Source organism: Daejeonella sp. (genome assembly GCF_049655485.1).
GTDB lineage: Bacteria > Bacteroidota > Bacteroidia > Sphingobacteriales > Sphingobacteriaceae > Daejeonella.
This window is the reverse complement of the sequence record NZ_JBASJU010000270.1, coordinates 1-19713: the sequence shown is the minus strand read 5'-3', so window position 1 is coordinate 19713 and position 19713 is coordinate 1. Positions and strand designations below refer to the sequence as shown.

At 40.5% G+C, this 19713-nt stretch carries 19 protein-coding genes; 13 read left to right on the top strand and 6 right to left on the bottom strand.

The features are described 5' to 3' along the window. The first annotated feature begins 35 nt into the window (after positions 1–35). Positions 36–644: a superoxide dismutase gene (locus WBJ10_RS11570; RefSeq protein WP_424290448.1), complete on the top strand. Its 609-nt coding sequence runs from the start codon at positions 36–38 to the stop codon at positions 642–644. Between the two features lie 73 nt (positions 645–717). Further along, on the top strand, positions 718–885 hold the full coding sequence (locus tag WBJ10_RS11565) for a hypothetical protein (protein WP_424290446.1): 168 nt from the start codon (positions 718–720) through the stop codon (positions 883–885). On the opposite strand, the gene WBJ10_RS11560 is transcribed toward WBJ10_RS11565, so the two are convergent. After that, on the bottom strand, positions 886–1821 hold the full coding sequence (locus WBJ10_RS11560) for a LysR substrate-binding domain-containing protein (protein WP_424290444.1): 936 nt from the start codon (positions 1819–1821) through the stop codon (positions 886–888). Between the two features lie 157 nt (positions 1822–1978). Between WBJ10_RS11560 and rluF the strand changes: the two genes are divergently transcribed. After that, positions 1979–2716, top strand: coding sequence for a 23S rRNA pseudouridine(2604) synthase RluF (gene rluF, locus WBJ10_RS11555; protein ID WP_424290442.1), 738 nt, complete (start codon positions 1979–1981; stop codon positions 2714–2716). A 59-nt stretch (positions 2717–2775) separates the two neighbouring features. Here rluF and panD read toward each other — a convergent pair whose 3' ends face one another. From panD to WBJ10_RS11535, 4 genes are all read right to left on the bottom strand, one after another. Then, positions 2776–3126: an aspartate 1-decarboxylase gene (panD, locus tag WBJ10_RS11550; RefSeq protein ID WP_424290440.1), complete on the bottom strand. Its 351-nt coding sequence runs from the start codon at positions 3124–3126 to the stop codon at positions 2776–2778. 53 nt (positions 3127–3179) lie between these two features. Next, positions 3180–5015, bottom strand: coding sequence for a glutamine--fructose-6-phosphate transaminase (isomerizing) (gene glmS / locus WBJ10_RS11545; protein WP_424290438.1), 1836 nt, complete (start codon positions 5013–5015; stop codon positions 3180–3182). A gap of 61 nt (positions 5016–5076) precedes the next feature. After that, positions 5077–6459 (bottom strand): DUF4270 domain-containing protein, encoded by a 1383-nt coding sequence (locus tag WBJ10_RS11540; RefSeq protein WP_424290436.1) that lies wholly within the window; start codon positions 6457–6459, stop codon positions 5077–5079. An 87-nt stretch (positions 6460–6546) separates the two neighbouring features. After that, a complete protein-coding gene (locus WBJ10_RS11535) occupies positions 6547–7371 on the bottom strand; it encodes a glycogen/starch synthase (RefSeq protein ID WP_424290434.1) in 825 nt (274 codons plus the stop codon). Positions 7372–7518: 147 nt separating this feature from the next. Between WBJ10_RS11535 and panC the strand changes: the two genes are divergently transcribed. The 6 genes from panC to WBJ10_RS11505 all read left to right on the top strand — a co-directional run bounded on the left by panC (position 7519) and on the right by WBJ10_RS11505 (position 14458). Beyond that, positions 7519–8355 (top strand): pantoate--beta-alanine ligase, encoded by an 837-nt coding sequence (panC, locus tag WBJ10_RS11530; RefSeq protein WP_424290432.1) that lies wholly within the window; start codon positions 7519–7521, stop codon positions 8353–8355. Positions 8356–8366: 11 nt separating this feature from the next. Next, on the top strand, positions 8367–9368 hold the full coding sequence (locus WBJ10_RS11525; protein WP_424290430.1) for a lysylphosphatidylglycerol synthase transmembrane domain-containing protein: 1002 nt from the start codon (positions 8367–8369) through the stop codon (positions 9366–9368). After that, on the top strand, positions 9355–9849 hold the full coding sequence (gene rfaE2, locus WBJ10_RS11520; protein WP_424290428.1) for a D-glycero-beta-D-manno-heptose 1-phosphate adenylyltransferase: 495 nt from the start codon (positions 9355–9357) through the stop codon (positions 9847–9849). The genes WBJ10_RS11525 and rfaE2 overlap by 14 nt, the downstream gene beginning before the upstream one ends. 84 nt (positions 9850–9933) lie before the next feature. After that, the gene (locus tag WBJ10_RS11515; protein WP_424290426.1) at positions 9934–11073 is read left to right on the top strand and encodes an acyl-CoA dehydrogenase; all 1140 of its coding nucleotides are present in this window, start codon (positions 9934–9936) and stop codon (positions 11071–11073) included. Between the two features lie 13 nt (positions 11074–11086). Next, complete coding sequence (locus tag WBJ10_RS11510; protein ID WP_424290424.1) at positions 11087–12331, top strand: peroxiredoxin family protein; 1245 nt, start codon at positions 11087–11089, stop codon at positions 12329–12331. 3 nt (positions 12332–12334) lie between these two features. Then, on the top strand, positions 12335–14458 hold the full coding sequence (locus tag WBJ10_RS11505; protein WP_424290422.1) for a M1 family metallopeptidase: 2124 nt from the start codon (positions 12335–12337) through the stop codon (positions 14456–14458). Positions 14459–14527: 69 nt separating this feature from the next. Here the strand turns inward: WBJ10_RS11505 and WBJ10_RS11500 are convergent, their stop codons facing one another. Then, entirely contained in the window at positions 14528–14872 is a 345-nt protein-coding gene (locus tag WBJ10_RS11500; protein WP_424290420.1) for a phage holin family protein, read from the bottom strand. A 32-nt stretch (positions 14873–14904) separates the two neighbouring features. Between WBJ10_RS11500 and WBJ10_RS11495 the strand changes: the two genes are divergently transcribed. The 4 genes from WBJ10_RS11495 to WBJ10_RS11480 form a co-directional block, all read left to right on the top strand. Continuing rightward, positions 14905–15357 (top strand): hypothetical protein, encoded by a 453-nt coding sequence (locus tag WBJ10_RS11495; protein ID WP_424290418.1) that lies wholly within the window; start codon positions 14905–14907, stop codon positions 15355–15357. Positions 15358–15619: 262 nt separating this feature from the next. After that, complete coding sequence (gene rimP / locus WBJ10_RS11490; protein ID WP_424290416.1) at positions 15620–16084, top strand: ribosome assembly cofactor RimP; 465 nt, start codon at positions 15620–15622, stop codon at positions 16082–16084. A gap of 33 nt (positions 16085–16117) precedes the next feature. After that, entirely contained in the window at positions 16118–17353 is a 1236-nt protein-coding gene (gene nusA, locus WBJ10_RS11485) for a transcription termination factor NusA (protein WP_424290414.1), read from the top strand. Between the two features lie 153 nt (positions 17354–17506). After that, the coding region (locus WBJ10_RS11480; RefSeq protein ID WP_424290412.1) for a translation initiation factor IF-2 N-terminal domain-containing protein at positions 17507–19713 on the top strand (2207 nt) is incomplete at its 3' end.

Below are 19713 nucleotides of genomic sequence, written 5' to 3'. Positions count from 1 at the left end.
TTAATCAATAACGTTAAACTTAAAATTAAAATCACATGGCATTTGAACTACCTGCGCTTTCTTATTCGACTGACGCTTTAGAACCACATATCGATAAAGCCACCATGGAAATTCATCATGGAAAACACCACCAGGCATATGTTGACAATTTAAATAAGGCTTTGGCTGGAACAGATGGTGAAAAACAAAGCATCGAAGATATTCAGAAAAATGTTTCGCAGTATCCAGCTGCTGTTAGAAATAATGGTGGTGGCCACTTCAATCACACCCTTTACTGGTCTATTATGGCACCTGATGCAGGGGGAGCACCTTCCGGCGATCTGGCGAAGGCGATTGATGAAGCGTTCGGATCATTCGATGAGTTTAAGAAAAAATTTGCTGAAGCCGGTGCTACGCGCTTTGGCTCAGGTTGGGCCTGGTTGAGTGTAGGGAGCGATGGAAAAGTTCAGGTTAGCTCAACTCCCAACCAGGATAATCCTTTGATGGACATAGCCGAAGTAAAGGGCACACCGATACTGGGAATGGATGTTTGGGAACACGCATATTATCTTAAATACCAAAATAAAAGGCCGGATTATATTGCCGCTTTTTGGAATGTTGTTAACTGGGATGCAGTAGCTGAACTGTATACAAAAGCAAAATAATAGGTCACCATATCAAACTTTATTCTAAAAGTGATGTATTTAAATGATACATCACTTTTTTAATTTTATAACCATGAAGAAATTATATTCAGTCATTGCTCTTTTTGCTATCACCTTATTGTCAAGCTGTGAACTGGTTGGCGATATTTTTAAAGCCGGAGCCTATACAGGAATTATTATAGTCGTAATTATTATTGCATTAGTTCTTTGGCTGCTTTCTAAATTCAGAGGCAGGAGATAGTCAATAAATTTCCAGTATTTCCTTTTTGTTTTTAGTGTGCATCCGTCTTGGTATTGTGGCCATAATCTCCTGTTCTAAAATCGAGATCAATCTCTTTTTGAGAAAATTCCTATGAGTTACGATACTTATTTCTCTCGAAGGCTGGGGTGATTTAAAATAGCGTACTCGGTCCAGTTGCTTGACGGAAAAGTCGGCCATAGATAGTTCGGGCAAGAGGGTTACACCCTTATTCATGTCTACCATTCGTTTCAAGGTTTCAACACTATCGGTGTTATATTGGAATGGTTTTATTTGGGCGGATTTTTCCTTGTTGCAAATGTTTAGTATCTGATTTCGCATACAGTGTCCCTCATTGAGCAGCCAAAGTTCGTTAAGATCAATATCCTTCGGATCAAGATTTTTTTTAGAATTGAGGATACTGGATTTAGATAAGTAGGCAACAAAACATTCATAAAACAGGGGGTTTTCCTGAAGACTTTTATCTTTAACTGGAGTAGATAAGATTCCGCAATCCAGTAATCCGTTCTTTAGCTCATGAATAATTTGTTCAGTAGTGTATTCCCAGATATGCAGATGTACCCGAGGATATTTTGTCATGAAACTGGATATAACACCAGGCATAAGGTATGGTGCCATGGTTGGGATTATGCCAATTCTAAGTTCCCCCTCCACCTCCCCTTTCCGATCGCTAATGAGTTCCCTTATTTTGTAAGATTCCTTTAGAATTATCCTGGCCTGTTCTATAATTTCTATGCCGATTTCAGTGGGTACCACAGGCTGTTTACTTCGATCGAAAAGTATTACACCAAGAGCTTCCTCCAATTTTTGAACCTGCATACTCATGGTGGGCTGAGTAATAAAGCATTTTTCAGCAGCTGTTCCGAAGCTTCGATAAGTATCTACAGCTACGATATATTCTAATTGGACAATAGTCATAATATAGATTTTGTCTATACAAAGGTAGTTATTATTGGGTAGGTCTATATATTAAGCTACCTGTTCTGCGTTTGGATACCTATAAAGTGAAAGATGACATGTCTTTATTCTTTACTCCTTGTTCTTTGTTCTTAAATTTGCCGATAAGCTCTGTATAATGGATGAAGGAAAATCTACCAGAATAAATAAATACTTAAGTGAGATTGGATATTGTTCCAGAAGAGCAGCTGATAATCTTATTCTTCAAAATCGAGTGACTATTAATGGAGTTGTACCGGAAATGGGCACCAAAATAGTGGAGGGAGATGTTGTGAAGGTTGACGGAAAACTAGTTTCTAAACCAGACGAAAAACCGGTTTATATTGCGTTTAATAAGCCAATAGGAATTGTATGTACTACTGATACGAAAGTCGAGAAAGATAACATTATTGATTATATAAAATATCCCAAGCGTATTTTCCCAATTGGCAGGCTCGATAAACCTAGTGAGGGTTTAATCCTACTTACGAGTGATGGCGATATAGTTAATAAAATCCTGCGCGCACGTAATAATCACGAAAAAGAATATATCGTTACTGTCAATAAGCTGGTGACGGCGGATTTCATAGCTAAAATGCAGAATGGAGTTCCGGTTCTAGACACGATCACACGAAAGTGTAAGGTTGAGAAACTAAGTGGCAACCGTTTTAAGATTGTACTTACACAGGGTTTGAACCGCCAGATACGGAGAATGTGTGAATACCTGGATTATAAGGTTACAAAATTAAAGCGCGTCCGGATAATGAATATTAAACTTGATCTTCCGGTTGGTAAATGGCGTTATCTGACAGATACCGAAATGACTGAGATCGAAAAGTTAATATCTTCCTCGTCAAAAACACATTTCGAAGCTTGATCTTACTCACGTCTGAGATCTGGATTACACGAAAACAGCTTTCATTCTGTTTTTGAACCCTATTTTAAAAGGTTGGTTCCTTCTATCGGAAATACAATTGTAGGCTTAAAGGTTTTCGCGTCGGAAGCATCGATGATCGCGTAGGAAATAATGATCAGAATATCACCTTTCATAACCTTCCTCGCAGCTGCGCCATTAAGCTGGATCGTACCCGTTCCTCTTTCACCGGTGATGACATAAGTTTCAAAGCGCTCACCGTTATTGTTGTTGACGATTTGTACCTTTTCGTTCTCAACAATATTTGCTGCGTCCATCAGATTTTCGTCTATAGTTATGCTGCCTATATAGTTAAGATCTGCGTCTGTTACAGTAACTCTGTGAATTTTTGACTTAAGAATATGAATCTGCATACTACAATTTAATTACCTGGGTAAACGACTGAAACGTCAATTTCCATAAAAATTTACTCTACCGTTACTGATTTCGCCAAATTACGTGGCTGATCAACGTTACAACCACGTAGTACTGCAATATGGTAGGAAAGCAACTGAAGTGGAATAGTAGCAAGCATAGGTAAGAAAATCTCATCTGCATCGGGTATCTCAATGGTATAATCAGCCATTTTTCGCACGACAGAATCCCCTTCGGTAACAATTGCTATAACTTTTCCTTTTCTGGCTTTCACTTCCTGGATATTGCTTATAACCTTTTCATATGAAGAGTTTTTCGTAGCGATAAATACTACTGGCATTTCTTCATCTATTAAAGCTATCGGCCCGTGTTTCATTTCAGCGGCCGGGTATCCCTCTGCGTGGATATAAGAGATCTCTTTTAGCTTTAATGCACCTTCAAGTGCTACTGGAAAACCGCTTCCACGACCCAGGAAAAGAAAATTGCGTGCATCTTTGAATTGCTCAGAGATTTTTCTGATGCTTTCATTAGATTCCAGGCATTTTTCAACCAGGGTAGGGATATTATCTAGTTCGGTTAATAAATCAATTAGCTTACTCTGAGCAATGGTACCCCTTTGCTGAGCCATATACAGCGCCATCAGTGTTAAGACCGTGACCTGGGCGGTAAAAGCTTTCGTTGAAGCCACACCAATTTCCGGACCTGCGTGGGTATACACCCCTGCGTGGCTTAATCTCGGAATAGAAGCACCAACCACATTGCAAATGCCAAATATAGTTGCACCTTTTTCCTTTGCAAGTTCAATGGCAGCCATGGTGTCAGCGGTTTCTCCTGACTGGGACACGGCTATAACAATATCTTTTTCAGAAATTATCGGGTTACGGTATCTGAATTCTGAAGCATATTCAACTTCCACAGGGATTCTTGCACATTCTTCAATAAGATACTCCCCCACAAGACCCGCGTGCCATGATGTGCCGCATGCAACTATGATGATTCGGTCAATATTTTTCAATTTTTCGGCATATTCTTTAATACCCCCTAATTGAACCTGGCCGGAAGATGGATAAATCCGCCCGCGCATACAATCTTTGATTGACCTGGGCTGCTCATAGATTTCCTTAAGCATAAAATGCTCAAATCCGCCTTTTTCAAGCATTTCCAACTTCAGCTCAAGTTCCTGAACATAGGGAATTTGAACTACATTGTCGATGTTCTTGAGGAGTAGTTCATCCCGACGTATGTATGCAATTTCATTATCTTTCAGGTAAACCACATTTTTTGTGTACTCGATAATTGGGGAGGCGTCAGAAGCAATGAAGTATTCTTCTTTTCCAACACCGAGAACCATCGGACTGCCCTTACGGGCTGCAATGAGCTCATCAGGATTGTTTTTATCCATTATCACAATTGCATATGCGCCAACCACCTCGCTTAATGCAATCCTTACGGCTTCTCTGAGATCCAAATCTGTTTGATCCCGTATATCTTCAATTAAATGAATCAGAACTTCAGTATCCGTGTCACTTTTGAAATGGTGACCGCGTGAAATCAGGGTTTCTTTAAGTGTCGAATAATTTTCAATGATACCATTGTGAATTATTGCGAGGCTTCCGTCACTTGAAGTGTGAGGGTGTGAGTTTCTATCAGAGGGTTCACCGTGTGTGGCCCAGCGTGTGTGGCCCATCCCGATTTTACCGCCGAGGTTCTCCCCTGCTACGGAGCCTTCAAGGTCGCTGACTTTACCGGCCTTCTTATAGATATTGAGGGTGTCATCTATTAAGGCAACACCGGCACTATCGTAACCGCGATATTCGAGTCTATGAAGTCCTTTAATGATAATAGGCCAGGCTTCACGAAAGCCAATGTATCCAACAATTCCACACATTTTTTTGAGTTTAAAGTGTCGAATTTACTTAAAAGGGAACGTAAACTATTGCTCTAAGGAGTTAATTTATCTTGCTGTAAAAAATATTTAATTTCATCTTGTACATTACACCGTTTTTTCCACTTCCGATGACAGTTCTGGAAGCAGTAGTTCCCGAAGCAACAGGTCCTAACTGACGGCTGTAAGAGACGTTCACCGGTGCAATAAATGTATCGTACTGCTTTGATTTACCTTTTAGGATATCCTGAAGATATGTTGTAACCACAAACTTATAACGTTTGTTAGTCGCATCATAAAATCCGCCGAATTCGAAATCAGTTAATGCAACGGATGGATTTGTACCAAAGTCAGCAATAAATTGCCTTTGACTGGCTATATCAGTTGTGTACATCAACAAGCGTGGAGCCGGTTTATAATTATCAGTACCTCCAACTACAGACACAATCAGCTCAGCTTTATTAATTGTAATGTTGCCAAGTTCCTTTAATTTATCAAGATGTGGGAATTTGATTTTGGTACGGAGGCCAGCCAGGCCTTGTACATAAGTAAAATCGTACTGTGTGTTAGGATTATTTAGCTGGGTTTGAACGTTTGTACCAGAATAGTCATGTGTAAATTGGGCAGCAACCGGTTCGCTTCCATTTCTTATAGGAAAGGAAACTTTAGTTGTATCAATTGTTGTTCCGGTGGTCGTCTTATAATAAATATCGAGCCTGCTTGAATCGCTAAGGTTTAGAAATGCAATACCACCCGGGCCGGTACTTTGAGCCTCGTTAACTTTTAGATGGAGGCCTTTAATAAATTTCGTGAACAAAGCCTGGCTGCTAAAATTAGTCGCGGCAGCATTAATGAAATTATTATTAACGAATGATGAGTTTAAAGGAATACGGATCTGTGGAGCCCTTGTTTTAACAACATCTGCTTTGCCAGTAATAATCTCAGTTACCTTAACGCTGTCTTTTCTACGTATTGTTACAAGCTGGTTGCCTATAATAGTTGAGTTAACATTGAAACCTGTTTGATTGTAATAGTTTTTAGCCCTGTTTAGTGGCTCAGCGAGTTGTCTTACTTCTATCTGAAATTTGGAAGTACTATCCCCATAAAACTCATCCCCGTAGTGAAGAATAAGCACCGCAGAATCCAAAACTGGTGCAGTACCAAAAGTTGTACTTGCGTTAACCATATTCAACGAGAGTGCAATATTAGCAGAAGTTTTTCCAAATATTGGGTCATTAAAATATCCCAACGGATATTGCCTCAGTGAATTGGTTAAGACCGAATCTTCACGAACTGTGCTTGATCTGACGGTCACGGTGTCCATAAATGTTCCTGAAATATCCGTAGAAGGGTCCACGTCTAACCCTATTGTATCGGTTTTCTGACAACCACTAAAAATAAAAAGACTTATCAACAGCGTTAATAAGTCCAGTTTGTATAATTTCATCTGTATTACGTTTGATTTAAAAGCTGGAATAACTCCCTGAAACTGACGTATAATAGCGCCAATTCAAGATATCAACAGCGATTCACTTTAAGCTAAAGAGACCAGCTCTTCGTCAGCTATTTCTTCGTAAAGGTTATAATAATTTTCGAAATCTGATGTTAAATTGAATTCCAAAGTCGGTTTATTGCCTTTTTTAACAAACTTTAACACTTCATCGCAGATGTTTTCGCTTGCATATACTACGGCATCCGAATAGGAAATTGCTCCAAGGTTCAGAGCGGTATTTGTTGCATCAGTATAGATTTCTGTGTGTTCCGCACTCATTCCTCCCATGATTGCTTTTGTAGCAAATGCCGGATTCAGGTTGCTTGTAAAACATTCATCATATACAGAATACACTACCTTGGAGTTCTTGAAAGTAGGATCGTCTTTGTATATGGTTTTTAAATAAGCAGGAACAAGGGCGCTCATCCATCCATGACAATGAACTACGTCAGGAGACCAGCCAAGTTTTTTAACAGTCTCTAATGCACCTTTGCAGAAAAATATCGTCCGCTCATCATTGTCCTCGTAAAACTTGTTGCTTCCATCGGCAAATACATGTTTTCTTTGGAAATATTCCTCGTTGTCAAGGAAATATACCTGCATGCGGGCAGATGGAATAGATGCTACCTTAATTATTAGCGGGTTGTCATTATCGTTTATAATAATGTTCATCCCTGAAAGACGAATTACTTCGTGCAGCCGGTTACGGCGTTCATTAATATTACCAAAACGGGGCATTAAAATCCGGATCTCAAATCCTTTGTCCTGCATAGCTTGTGGAAGCTGACGGGTGATCTCAGAAATTTTGGTAAGTTCAAGGAAAGGCGACATCTCATGGGTAATAAAAAGAATCTTCGTTTTTGCCATCTCCAATTTGATTAAATTAAGGGTTAAGAAAAGTTTTGGAACAGCAAAGGTAAGCAAAATATAGACAATAATCAACGATTTAAGCAAGTTGTTTTGGTGGTATTTAAGTATTTAACCATTTTTGGGGTCAATTAACTTAAATCTATTTTGAAAATTTTCAGGACCCGGGCCGAAGTTTACAACTATTTAGAAACTTTAAAGCTTAAGGGGATTTCGGTGGGGTATGTACCTACCATGGGTGCTTTACATCAGGGACATTTATCACTCATCGACGCTGCCCGTAAAAAGGCCGATATTGTAGTTTGTAGCATTTTTGTTAATCCAACCCAGTTCAATGATAAGAAGGATCTGGAAAATTATCCACGGCCGATAGAAGCTGACATAGAGAAGCTGAAAGAGGCAAATTGCGATGTACTCTTTCTCCCTGAGGTGGATGAGATGTACAACAGCAGCGATGAATGGCATATTGAACTGGATCACCTCGATAATATCCTGGAAGGAGAAATCAGGCCCGGCCACTATCAGGGAGTAACCCAAATTGTTAAGAAACTCTTTGATATTATAAGACCCGATTATGCCTTTTTTGGGCAGAAAGACTTCCAGCAATTTGTAGTGATATCGTACATGGTGAATAAGCTTAATATTAAAGTTCAGCTCATCAGATGCCCAATTATCCGTGAAGTGGACGGTTTAGCCATGAGTTCCAGGAACGTCTATTTGTCTGCAGAAGACCGGCAAAATGCTCTTTCTTTGATTAAGGCTTTAACCAAAGCAAAAGAAGACTTTAACACTTTGAGCATCTCAGATGTGAGAAAAAATGCAATGGATTATCTATCCAAAGCCAGGGGAATTAAGGTAGAGTATTTCGAATTATTTAATGCCCGTACCTTTGAACCAGCCAGTTCCAAAGAAAATGAAAATATTATTGCCCTCGTGGCAGCAAGAGTGGGCAGTATCCGGATCATCGACAACATGATCCTTTAAACCAAAAACCATTGACACGATATATTTCAGCATTCAAATACATAGTTTTACTGACCATCGGTATCGCTTTACTGTATCTCGCTTTTAGAGGACAAGACGTAGACCAGCTTATCTCCGATCTTAAGAAAGCTGATTACAAATGGGTACTAGCATCAGTTGCAGCTTGTTTTCTTGCTCATATTTTAAGGGCGGTCCGCTGGCGCATGATGATTATTTCACTGGGACATGGCAATCCTTCCTTATTAAACACTTCTTATGCTGTATTTATTGGATACATGGCCAACGTTGCTTTTCCCCGAATGGGTGAAGTGTCGCGCTGCGGTGTCATTAATAAAACTGATAGAATTCCAATTGTAAAGCTCATAGGAACCGTAATTGTAGAACGTATCGTCGACTTGCTTATGTTGATGATAGTTATAGCCCTGGGTATCATGCTGCAGTTTGATCTCCTCTCAGATTTCCTGTACAATAATGTTGTTGCAAAGCTGAATGACAGCACCGTAAACTTCACCATTTTACTATTCGCCGTTTTAATACTTGTGTTTGCAATAGGATTTTTTTATCTATTGATGAAAAAAGAGAAGTGGGGAATCAGGAACAAGCTCTTCAAATTATTTGTTGAAATGAGGAGCGGCATTTTGTCTGTCAAAGACTTAAATAATAAAACCGGATTTATTATTTGCTCGATAGCTATCTGGTTTTTATACGGCTTATCTACCTATCTATGCTTCTTTGCTCTTGGGTCTACAGCCGGCCTTGGGATGCTCGCTGCATTGTCGGTTTTGGTGTTCAGTAGTCTCGGCATGATTGTTCCGGTACAGGGTGGAATTGGAGCTTTTCATTACATGGTATCTGAGGGGCTTATCGTTTATGATATCGCCCGAAGCGATGGCCTGGCATATGCCCTGCTCATCCATTCATCTCAAACACTTTTAGTGCTTTTTGGAGGAGCAATAAGTGTAATTTTGCTCATGATCAGACCATCTAAAAAACCCCATGATGAGCAAGCTTAAAAATTTGGAAGAGAAAATTTTTGATCTGGACCGGCTTAAATCCGGTATTAATGTCTGGCGTTCTCAAAGAAAAAAAATCGTTTTTACTAACGGATGTTTCGATATAATCCATCTCGGACATATCGACTATCTGGCAAAAGCTGCTGATCTTGGCGATAAGTTGATCATAGGTTTAAATTCTGATAAATCAACCAGGAGCATTAAAGGGCCGTCAAGGCCAATCACAGATGAAAGATCACGGTCTTTAGTACTTGCATCATTTTCTTTTGTTGATGCAGTGGTTTTTTTTGACGATGAAACCCCTTTAGAACTTATAAAAATCGTTATGCCGGATGTTCTCGTGAAAGGGGCAGACTACACTATTGATCAGATTGTGGGTTCCGACACGGTTATCCAAAATGGCGGCAGTGTTCAAACACTCGACTATATTCCGGGTTATTCTACTACACTGATCGAACAGAAAATAAAAGCTCTTAACTGATTGAGCCGAATTAATTTTGTTAATGCGCTTTTAGGCAATAATCTAGCGGCGAAAGTTTATTTTTGTTGACCTAACCAATTATCTATGTATTTCGAATTTTCAGAGGAACAATTAATGATCCGCGATGCGGCACGGGATTTCGCAAATACTGAATTGAAACCTGGTGTCATTGAACGCGACGAACATCAGAAATTTCCCGCTGAACAGGTAAAAAAGCTAGGCGAACTCGGTTTCTTAGGGATGATGGTCGATCCTTTCTACAACGGAGCAGGCCTTGATACCGTTTCCTATGTGCTCGCCATGGAAGAGCTATCCAAGATTGACGCATCTGCGTCGGTTGTGGTTTCTGTTAACAATTCCCTTGTATGTTTTGGTCTTGAGCAATATGGATCAGAAGAGCAAAAGCAAAAATATCTAAAGCCTTTGGCTGCTGGCGAGAAAATCGGAGCCTTTTGCCTTTCAGAGCCTGAAGCTGGTTCCGACGCAACTTCTCAGCAAACAAGTGCCATAGATATGGGCGATCATTATCTGCTCAACGGTACGAAGAATTGGATTACAAATGGAAGCTCTGCTTCAACTTATCTGGTTATTGCGCAAACTAACCCGGCAAAAAGGCATCAGGGGATAAACGCTTTAATAGTGGAGAAGGGGATGCCTGGTTTTACGATTGGACCAAAAGAGAACAAGCTGGGTATACGAGGTTCTGACACCCACTCGTTGATGTTTACCGATGTTAAAGTTCCTAAGGAAAACAGGATTGGAGAGGATGGTTTTGGTTTTAAATTTGCTATGAAAACGCTTGAAGGGGGAAGAATAGGTATTGCTTCACAAGCCCTGGGCATTGCATCCGGAGCTTATGAGTTGGCTTTAAACTATTCACAACAGAGGAAGGCTTTCGGCAAATCACTTTCAGGCCATCAGGCAATCCAGTTCAAACTGGCAGATATGGCCACAGAAATTGAAGCTGCCCGGATGTTATGTCTTAAGGCAGCCTGGTTGAAAGATCAGGGACTACCTTATGCCCAGGCAAGTTCTATGGCAAAATTATACGCCTCACAGGTGGCGATGAAAGTTACGGTTGAAGCCGTGCAGATACACGGCGGCTATGGTTTTGTTAAGGAATATCACGTAGAACGTTTAATGCGGGATGCAAAGATCACCCAGATTTATGAAGGTACATCTGAAATACAACGCATCATTATATCCCGTGAAGTTTTGAAATAGAAAATTTAAAAAGATGAAATTTACTCTGAACTTTGCACATGTACTTCTACTATTAGTCGCAATTTCATCGTGTAAACCGTCAAATCCCGAATTGAAGCCGGGTATTTGGAGAGCCACACTCAAGACCAGTTCAGCTGCCGAAATACCTTTTAATTTCGAGCTGCATGACTCTGCGGATGTCAGGTATATCACTATTATTAACGGCAAAGAGCGATTTCGGGTTGATGAAATCACATTCAATTCCGATTCAGTATTTATCCAAATGCCGCTTTTTGATTCGGAAATAAGAGCCAAAAACAAAGGGGGTATTTTAACTGGAACGTGGATTAAGCATCTTGCAGATAGTAGTACAGTTATGGAATTCAATGCGAAAGCTGGGGACGACTGGCGCTTTTTTAAAGCCAATAAAAACTCTAGTGCAAATATCGCAGGCCGCTGGTCTACAACTTTTACAAGCATTGATTCGACAGATACTACAATTGCTGTGGGTGAATTCCTTGAAGAGAATGGCCGATTAACCGGAACTTTTTTAACTAGTACAGGCGATTATCGTTTTCTGGAGGGAACAGTTTCCGATAATAAGTTATACCTCTCCTGTTTTGATGGTGGAAATGCATACCTGTTTACCGCAAATATTCAAAATGACAGCACCATACTTGATGGTAAATTCTATTCAGGTTTTGCCGGGGTAGAAAACTGGTGGGCCAGTAAAGATGAAAACGCGATTCTTCCAGACGCATATACGTTGACCGCCTTAAAAGACGGTCTTAAGAAAATTGACTTTACATTTCCAGCTTTAGATGGCCGAAAAGTTTCACTATCTGATGAGAAATATAAAAACAAGGTGGTACTCGTCCAATTTTTCGGTTCCTGGTGTCCAAATTGTATGGATGAAACCGCCTATCTGGTACCCTTTTATAATAAGTACAATAAGAAAGGTGTAGAAATAATTGGATTAGCCTACGAACGTACCAAAGACTTTGAGCGTTCAAAACAAAATGTGGAGCGTTTACACAAACGATTTAATGTGCCCTACCAGATGCTTATCACAGGTTATACTAAAGACAAGGCCGATGTCTTATTAAGTTTGCCTATGCTTAACAGCTTCGAGGCCTTCCCAACCTTAATAATTATCGATAAAAAAGGTGAAGTTAGAAAAATTCATACTGGCTTCAACGGGCCCGGAACAGGCAAATATTATACTGAATTTGTGCAGGAGTTTGAAAAGACTATCGAGGCAATGCTCGCCGAGAACTAATCTATGAGAAATATAAATATCCTATGTTGCAGTCTTTTCACTGCGATTGTTCTAATGTCGTGCTCTACACCGAAAATGGTGAATCTTGACCCGATTACAATAAACGAAAATGCCCCTGGTTTAAATGTTTATCGCGGAAGTTATACGCGGCTCAGCGACATAATCAATACGAAATTAGACTTAAGTTTTAATTGGGATAGTGCTTACGTTTATGGTAAGGCAACAATCCAGGCAAAGCCATATTTCTATTCGTCTGATCAAATCACTCTGGATGCGAATGGCTTTAGGATCAATCAAATCAACCTTCTGACTAAAAACGAACAGCAACCTTTGCGCTATACTTATAATGGGAAGAAGCTAACTATCACACTCGATAAGATCTATACAAGTGAGCAGAAGTACACAGTAGTAATTGACTATGTAGCAATGCCAAATAAATTGAAGGTGGGTGAGGATATTTCCTCTGCGGGCGATAGGGGAATTTATTTCATCAATAAAGACGGTAAAGATAAAGATAAGCCGAAGCAGATCTGGACCCAGGGCGAAACCGAATGCAATTCAAGCTGGTTTCCTACCATAAATGATCCGCAGGAAAAAATGACGCAGGAAATCAATTTAACCGTCCTTAATGATTATGTGAGCCTTTCTAACGGCACACTTGAATATTCAACGCTTAACGGGAACGGCACCAGAACAGATAGCTGGAGGCAGGAACAGCCTCATTCTACCTACCTCACCATGATTGCTGTCGGAAACTTTACCGTCACTAAAGAAATGTGGCGGGAAAAAGAAGTAAATTATTACACGGAGCCCGCTTATGCCTCAACCGCAAAGCTGGTATTCGGAAAAACTCCTGAAATGATCGAGTTTTATTCGAACAAATTAGGAATTGATTATCCATGGGATAAATATTCACAGATTGTCGTCCGTGATTTCGTTAGTGGTGCAATGGAGAATACCACCGCCACAGTCTTTTTTGACAGGATGAGTATGTCGGCTGGCCAGTACCTGGATGAAAATCACGAGGATATTATTGCACATGAACTATTTCATCAATGGTTTGGCAATTTGGTAACGGCTGAATCCTGGTCAAATCTTCCTCTAAATGAATCCTTTGCTACCTATGGCGAGTATTTATGGGAAGAACATAAGTACGGAAGAGATGTTGCCGATTTCAAAGGGCTTGAGGATCTTACTACGTATTTGTCTGGCGACCGTAAGAAAAACCCTGATGTAATCCGTTTTGATTATGCAGATCGTGAACAAATGTTTGATGAAATCAGTTATCAGAAAGGCGGTAGAATCCTTCATATGTTGCGTAAAACTGTTGGAGATTCAGCTTTTTTCAAGGCACTGAATCTTTATTTAACACGTAATGCTTATAAAAATGCGGAAATTCATCATCTAAGACTAGCATTCGAAGAAGTTAGTGGAATGGATCTGAATTGGTTTTTTAATCAATGGTTTCTTGCTTCAGGCCACCCAATTTTAAACATTCAAAGCAACTATAGTCCAGATAAAAAAGAGATAGCTGTCACTATAATCCAGAAACAGGAGCTTTCGAAATCTCCCCTCTATCGGATTCCTATGGCGATTGATATTTACTCGGATGGGAAAGTTGAACGAAAGGAAGTTGTACTTGATAAGCAGGAACAGACATTCATTTTCCCCTCACAAGTCGTCCCTGATCTGGTAAACACAGATGCAGAAAGATATATTCTCGGTGAGAAATCAGAAATGAAGACTTTGGAACAATATGTCTTTCAATACCGGAACGCCCCCCTATTTATGGATCGCTTTGAAGCGATTATGATGTTATTGCAAATGAGAGATATCCCACTTGCTAAAACTGCTATAGTTGAAGCCATGAAAGACAAAAATTGGTTTATCAGGTCTGCATCTTTATCGGTTGTTGATAAGTTTAGTTCGGATGAACAGAAGTCTGTTTATGAACAGATAAGGAATATTGCTTTAAAAGATGAGGTTTCTCACGTTCGCGCGGATGCGGTAAGTATTCTTGGTAAAGTTTACGGAACGCAAAACAACAGGGATATATTTGAGATAACTAAAAAAGATCCAGCTCCGAGTGTTGTGAGGGCTACGGAAGAGGTTGTTGGGAAGGAATGAATTAAAAATTACGAATAACGAACTGCCTGCCGGGATAAATCCTAATTAAACCGGCAGGCAGATGTAAACTTAATCTCTATCAGAGCCAACAGCTGAGAATATCATATTCAAGACCGATAACAGTATTGCAAATAGCAATGCAGAAAGGAAGCCGGCGGTGTTAAAACTGTCCATCAGATTATCAACCAACAATACCATAAGAACGGTTATAATGAATGACATTAAACCAAGCGTTAAGAAATTGATTGGGAAAGTCAGAATACGCAGAATAGTCCCGATAGTAGCATTCGCTAAAGCAATCAGTACTCCTGCGATAAGGGCACTCCAAAACCCGTCGACGCTTACTCCAGGGAGCAGATAAGCCGCGATCGCGACTGCCACACCCATTAATAAAATTTCAATGATTAGTCTCATAATGATTAGCTTAGTTTTTAGATAATTTAACCATGAAGTTGAAAAATCTGTTTCACATTCCGGCAATTATTTTTCTAACACTTTCGGGGTGCGGAAGTGCGGATACAGTTAAAACGGCCAATTCAGGTATTAAGATCAGATTATCGCCCGACAGTTCATCAGTAGAACTTTATGATATCCCTTTGAATATCTTAGAAGAATTAAGTGCCGATTCATTGGATAATGACCAGTGGAAAGATTTTTTCGCTGTTTATGAAGAACCAAAAGACTTGGAAATGAGGGATTTCCAAAACGCGATCGAAGGATCTTATACTGTAGGAGACAGCCTGGTAGCGTTTGTGCCCAAAAATGGATTCACCAATGGGAAAATTTACTTTTCGCGTTGCTATACCAAGGATATTCTGGAGGAGCCTGAGGACATAATTTCAAAACGTGACCTAACGCCATCAGATGGTTTCCTTGAATACAAATTCTCTATTAAATGACAGTATTCTACTCCCAATTTCGCCTTAAGTAGAGTCCCGCCAATTTGTTCAATCCACAATTTTTTCAATCCCCAATTTGCTCATTCTCTAATTTCCTCATTTCCAAATTCTCTCATTTCCAAATTCCCTAATTCCTTCTAACTTACTAGTTTGTAATCTACAATTGTTTTATTATATTTGCATCCGATCTGAGAAGAGCCCCGACATTATCGGGGCTCTTTTTTTACCATCCTGTTTTTTGATTAGGATAAAAAAGGTTGATATGAGCATTGAGAAGAGGGTTATTGAACTAGTAGAAGAAAAAATTGCTGATCGTCCGGATCTGTTTTTGGTTGATGTCCAGATGCACGGCGGGGGTCTTCTTACTATTTTAGTGGATGGCGATAATGGGGTTGCAATTACGGATTGTGTAGCGATAAGCCGTCACGTTGGCTTTCATCTCGAAGAGGAAAACGCAATTGAGCAGGCTTACAATTTAGAAGTGTCTTCTCCGGGCCTTGATACTCCGTTGAAGTCGGCAAGACAATACCAAAAAAATATAAGCCGTTTGCTGAGTGTTAAGTTGATCGATGGAGCTAAACATGAAGGAAAGCTTTTAGCAGCAGACGAAACAGGGATAACTATTGAAGAGAATATAAAGGAAAAAGGCAAGAAGGCGGTGCTGGTACAGAATGTAATTCCTTTTACAGACATAGTAGAAACAAAGGTTTTAGTGAGTTTTAAATAACGTCAGTCCCGGACTGACAAATTCAATAAAAAAATGAGCAATATTAATTTAATCGATTCATTCCAGGAGTTTAAGGACTTCAAGAATATTGACCGTCCTACGGTTATTAGTGTGTTGGAAGAGGTTTTCCGCAGCATGTTGCGCAAGAGATACGGTAATGATGAAAATTGTGACGTCATTGTCAATCCAGACAACGGGGATTTGGAGATCTGGCGTACGCGTACTGTAATGGAAGATGGATTTTCTGAAGATGATGATCTGGAAATTGAGCTTGCTGAAGCGAAGGCAATTGACCCGGACCTGGAAGTTGGTGATGATTTTATTGAGCAAATTACTCTTGAAAGTTTCGGACGGAGGGCAATTCTTGCCGCACGTCAGACACTGGTCTCTAAGATTCTTGAATTGGAGAAGGATGAAATCTTCAAAAAGTATAAAGATCGCGTAGGCGAGATTGTAACCGGAGAAGTTTACCAGGTTTGGAAAAAAGAAACTCTTGTCCTTGATGATGAAGGCAATGAGCTTTTGCTTCCTAAAACCGAGCAAATTCCTGCTGATTATTTCAAAAAAGGAGATTCAGTTCGTGCTATAATTGATAAAGTAGATATGCTTAACGGCAATCCTAAAATTATAATTTCCCGTACTGCACCAGAATTCCTTCAGCGTCTGTTTGAAATGGAAGTTCCAGAGATTTTTGACGGTTTAATCACCATCAAAAAAATCGTTCGTGAGCCAGGAGAACGTGCTAAAGTTGCGGTTGAATCTTATGATGATAGAATCGATCCGGTTGGAGCATGTGTTGGGATGAAAGGTTCCAGGATACACGGTATCGTACGCGAATTGAAAAATGAGAATATTGATGTAATAAACTATACCAATAATATCTCCTTATACATACAACGTGCACTTAGTCCTGCAAAGATAACAAGCATCAAACTTGACGACGAGGAAAAGAGGGCCGCTGTTTACTTAAAGCCTGATCAGGTTTCCCTTGCTATCGGACGTGGTGGTCATAATATTAAATTAGCGGGTAAGCTGACTGGTTATGAAATCGATGTTTACCGTGAGGCTCATGAGGATGATGAGGATGTGGATATCGAAGAGTTTTCAGATGAAATTGAAGGTTGGATTATTGATGAGTTTAAACGTGTAGGTCTTGATACAGCAAAATCTGTTCTGGCTCTGACCGTTGAAGAACTAGTTAAAAGAACCGATCTTGAAGATAACACTGTAAAAGATGTATTAGAAATTCTGAGATCAGAGTTTGAGTAAAATTTATACGTTTTACGTTATACGTTTTACGTTAATATAGTATAATAAGACGTACAAAGTTAGCAGGAATTCATCTTGATACTTGATACTTGATTCTTGATACTGAAACAAATAATGTACTTTTGTACAAAAATAAGCGAGGTTAAATAATAAATGTCAGAAGGTAAAAGCACAAATTTACTTAAAACTGCGAAGGAGCTGAATATTGGTCTATCTACAGCGGTTGAGTTTTTAGGAAAAAAGGGTTTCAAAGTTGAACCCCGTCCGAACACGAAGCTCACCGATGAGATGTATGATGTTCTTTTGAAGGAGTACCAGGGTGATAAAACCGTTAAGGAAGAAGCCAAACAGATTGTAATTGGCAAGATCCGCCGTGATGACCTCCCGGTTAGTCCGGAAAAAGTTGAACCTGTATCGCGTTCGAAAGATTTCGAACAGGAAGAAATCCTGATCAAGAACGTTAGTTCCTACACTCCTCCGGTTGTTGAGAAGCCAAAACCTGCTCCGGCAGAGCCTGTAGCGGAACAGCCGAAGGTTGAAGTTGGTGCTTTACCAGGCGTTAAAATCGTCGGAAAGATTAATTTAGACGATCTTAACTCGAAAACTCGTCCTGAGAAAAAAGCTGCAGAAGCGGAAAAGCCAGTTGTTGAAATTAAACCTGAAGCCCCTGTAGCACCTAAGCCGGTAGAGGCAGTAAAAGCGGTAGAGCCAAAACCAGAGCCAGTCCCTGAAAAAGTTGTTGAACTAGTTGCTAAACCGGTTGTTGAGCAGGTTAAAGAAGTGGAAAAGCCCGCCCCGGCGGTAAGTCCGGTTGCTGAAGTAGAAAAAACTCCGGCTCCAGCTCCAGAAATAAAAGCTGAAACACCGCCAGCACCGAAAGCTGATGAGAAGGTTGAAAACAAGCCAAATACCCAGGAGAGTAACCCTGACGCCACAGTTATAAGGGCGAAAGCCGAGCGCTTGACTGGCCCGAATGTAATTGGGAGAATTGAATTGCCAGTTACACCGGCACGTCGCGGACAGCCGGTAGCCTCTTCATCAAGTGCCGCAGGTGCTGATCACAAAAGAAAACGTAAACGTAAGGACAATGCTCCAGGCCAGCCCCCACAAACTGGAGGTCAGCAGCCAGGAGCGCCTCGTCCCGCACCAGCTCCCGGAGCAGGTGGAGGATACCAGGGTAACCGTCCTGATTTTAGAAATACAAGGCCCGGCCAGGGAACGGCTGGCGGTACCGCACGACCTGATTTCAGGAACAAAGCGAGAACCGACAGTACTCCAAAAGCTGAGCCTACAGATAAAGAGATACAAGACCAGATAAAAGCTACACTAGCCCGTTTGAGCGGTGCAGGAAAATCCGGAAAATTCGCACAACGTGCAAAACTACGCCGCCAGAAACGTGATGACGTTGCCCAAACTGCTGAAGAAGCAGCAATGGAACTGGAAATGCAGTCTAAAACCATTAAAGTAACTGAGTTTGTAACCGCAAACGAGTTGGCGTTAATGCTTGATGTGCCTGTAACACAGATTATTTCAACGTGTATGAGTCTGGGTATGTTCGTGTCGATCAATCAAAGATTGGATGCGGAAACCCTTACGATTGTAGCTGATGAGTTTGGCTACGAAGTAGAGTTTGTGAAGCCCGAAGATGAAGAAAGCGGAATGCTTGAAGAGGAAGATGATGAAGCCTCATTAATACCAAGAGCGCCAATCGTAACCGTAATGGGACACGTCGATCACGGTAAAACATCCTTGCTTGACTTTGTTCGTAAAACAAATGTAATCGCAGGCGAAGCAGGAGGAATAACGCAGCATATCGGTGCTTATGAAGTAACTCTCGAAAACGAACGAAAAATAACATTTTTAGATACGCCAGGTCACGAAGCCTTTACGGCGATGCGTGCACGTGGTGCAAAAGTAACAGATATCGCAATTATTGTAATTGCAGCTGATGATAGCGTGATGCCACAAACGCGTGAGGCTATTAATCATGCTCAAGCTGCAAATGTTCCTATTGTATTTGCCTTCAGTAAGGTAGATAAACCGGGCGCGAATGCAGATAAAATCCGCGAGCAGTTATCAACGATGAATATCCTTGTTGAGGATTGGGGCGGTAAGTATCAAAGCCAGGAAATTTCAGGTAAAACAGGAATGGGCATTGATCTTTTATTGGAAAAAGTATTGCTTGAAGCAGATATGCTTGAGCTCACAGCTAATCCAAATAAACGTGCAGTAGGAACAGTAATTGAAGCGGCTCTGGATAAAGGACGTGGTATTGTAACTACCGTATTAATCCAGGCAGGAACTTTGAAAGTTGGAGATGCTATTCTTGCGGGAGGTTATTCAGGCAGAGTTAAAGCATT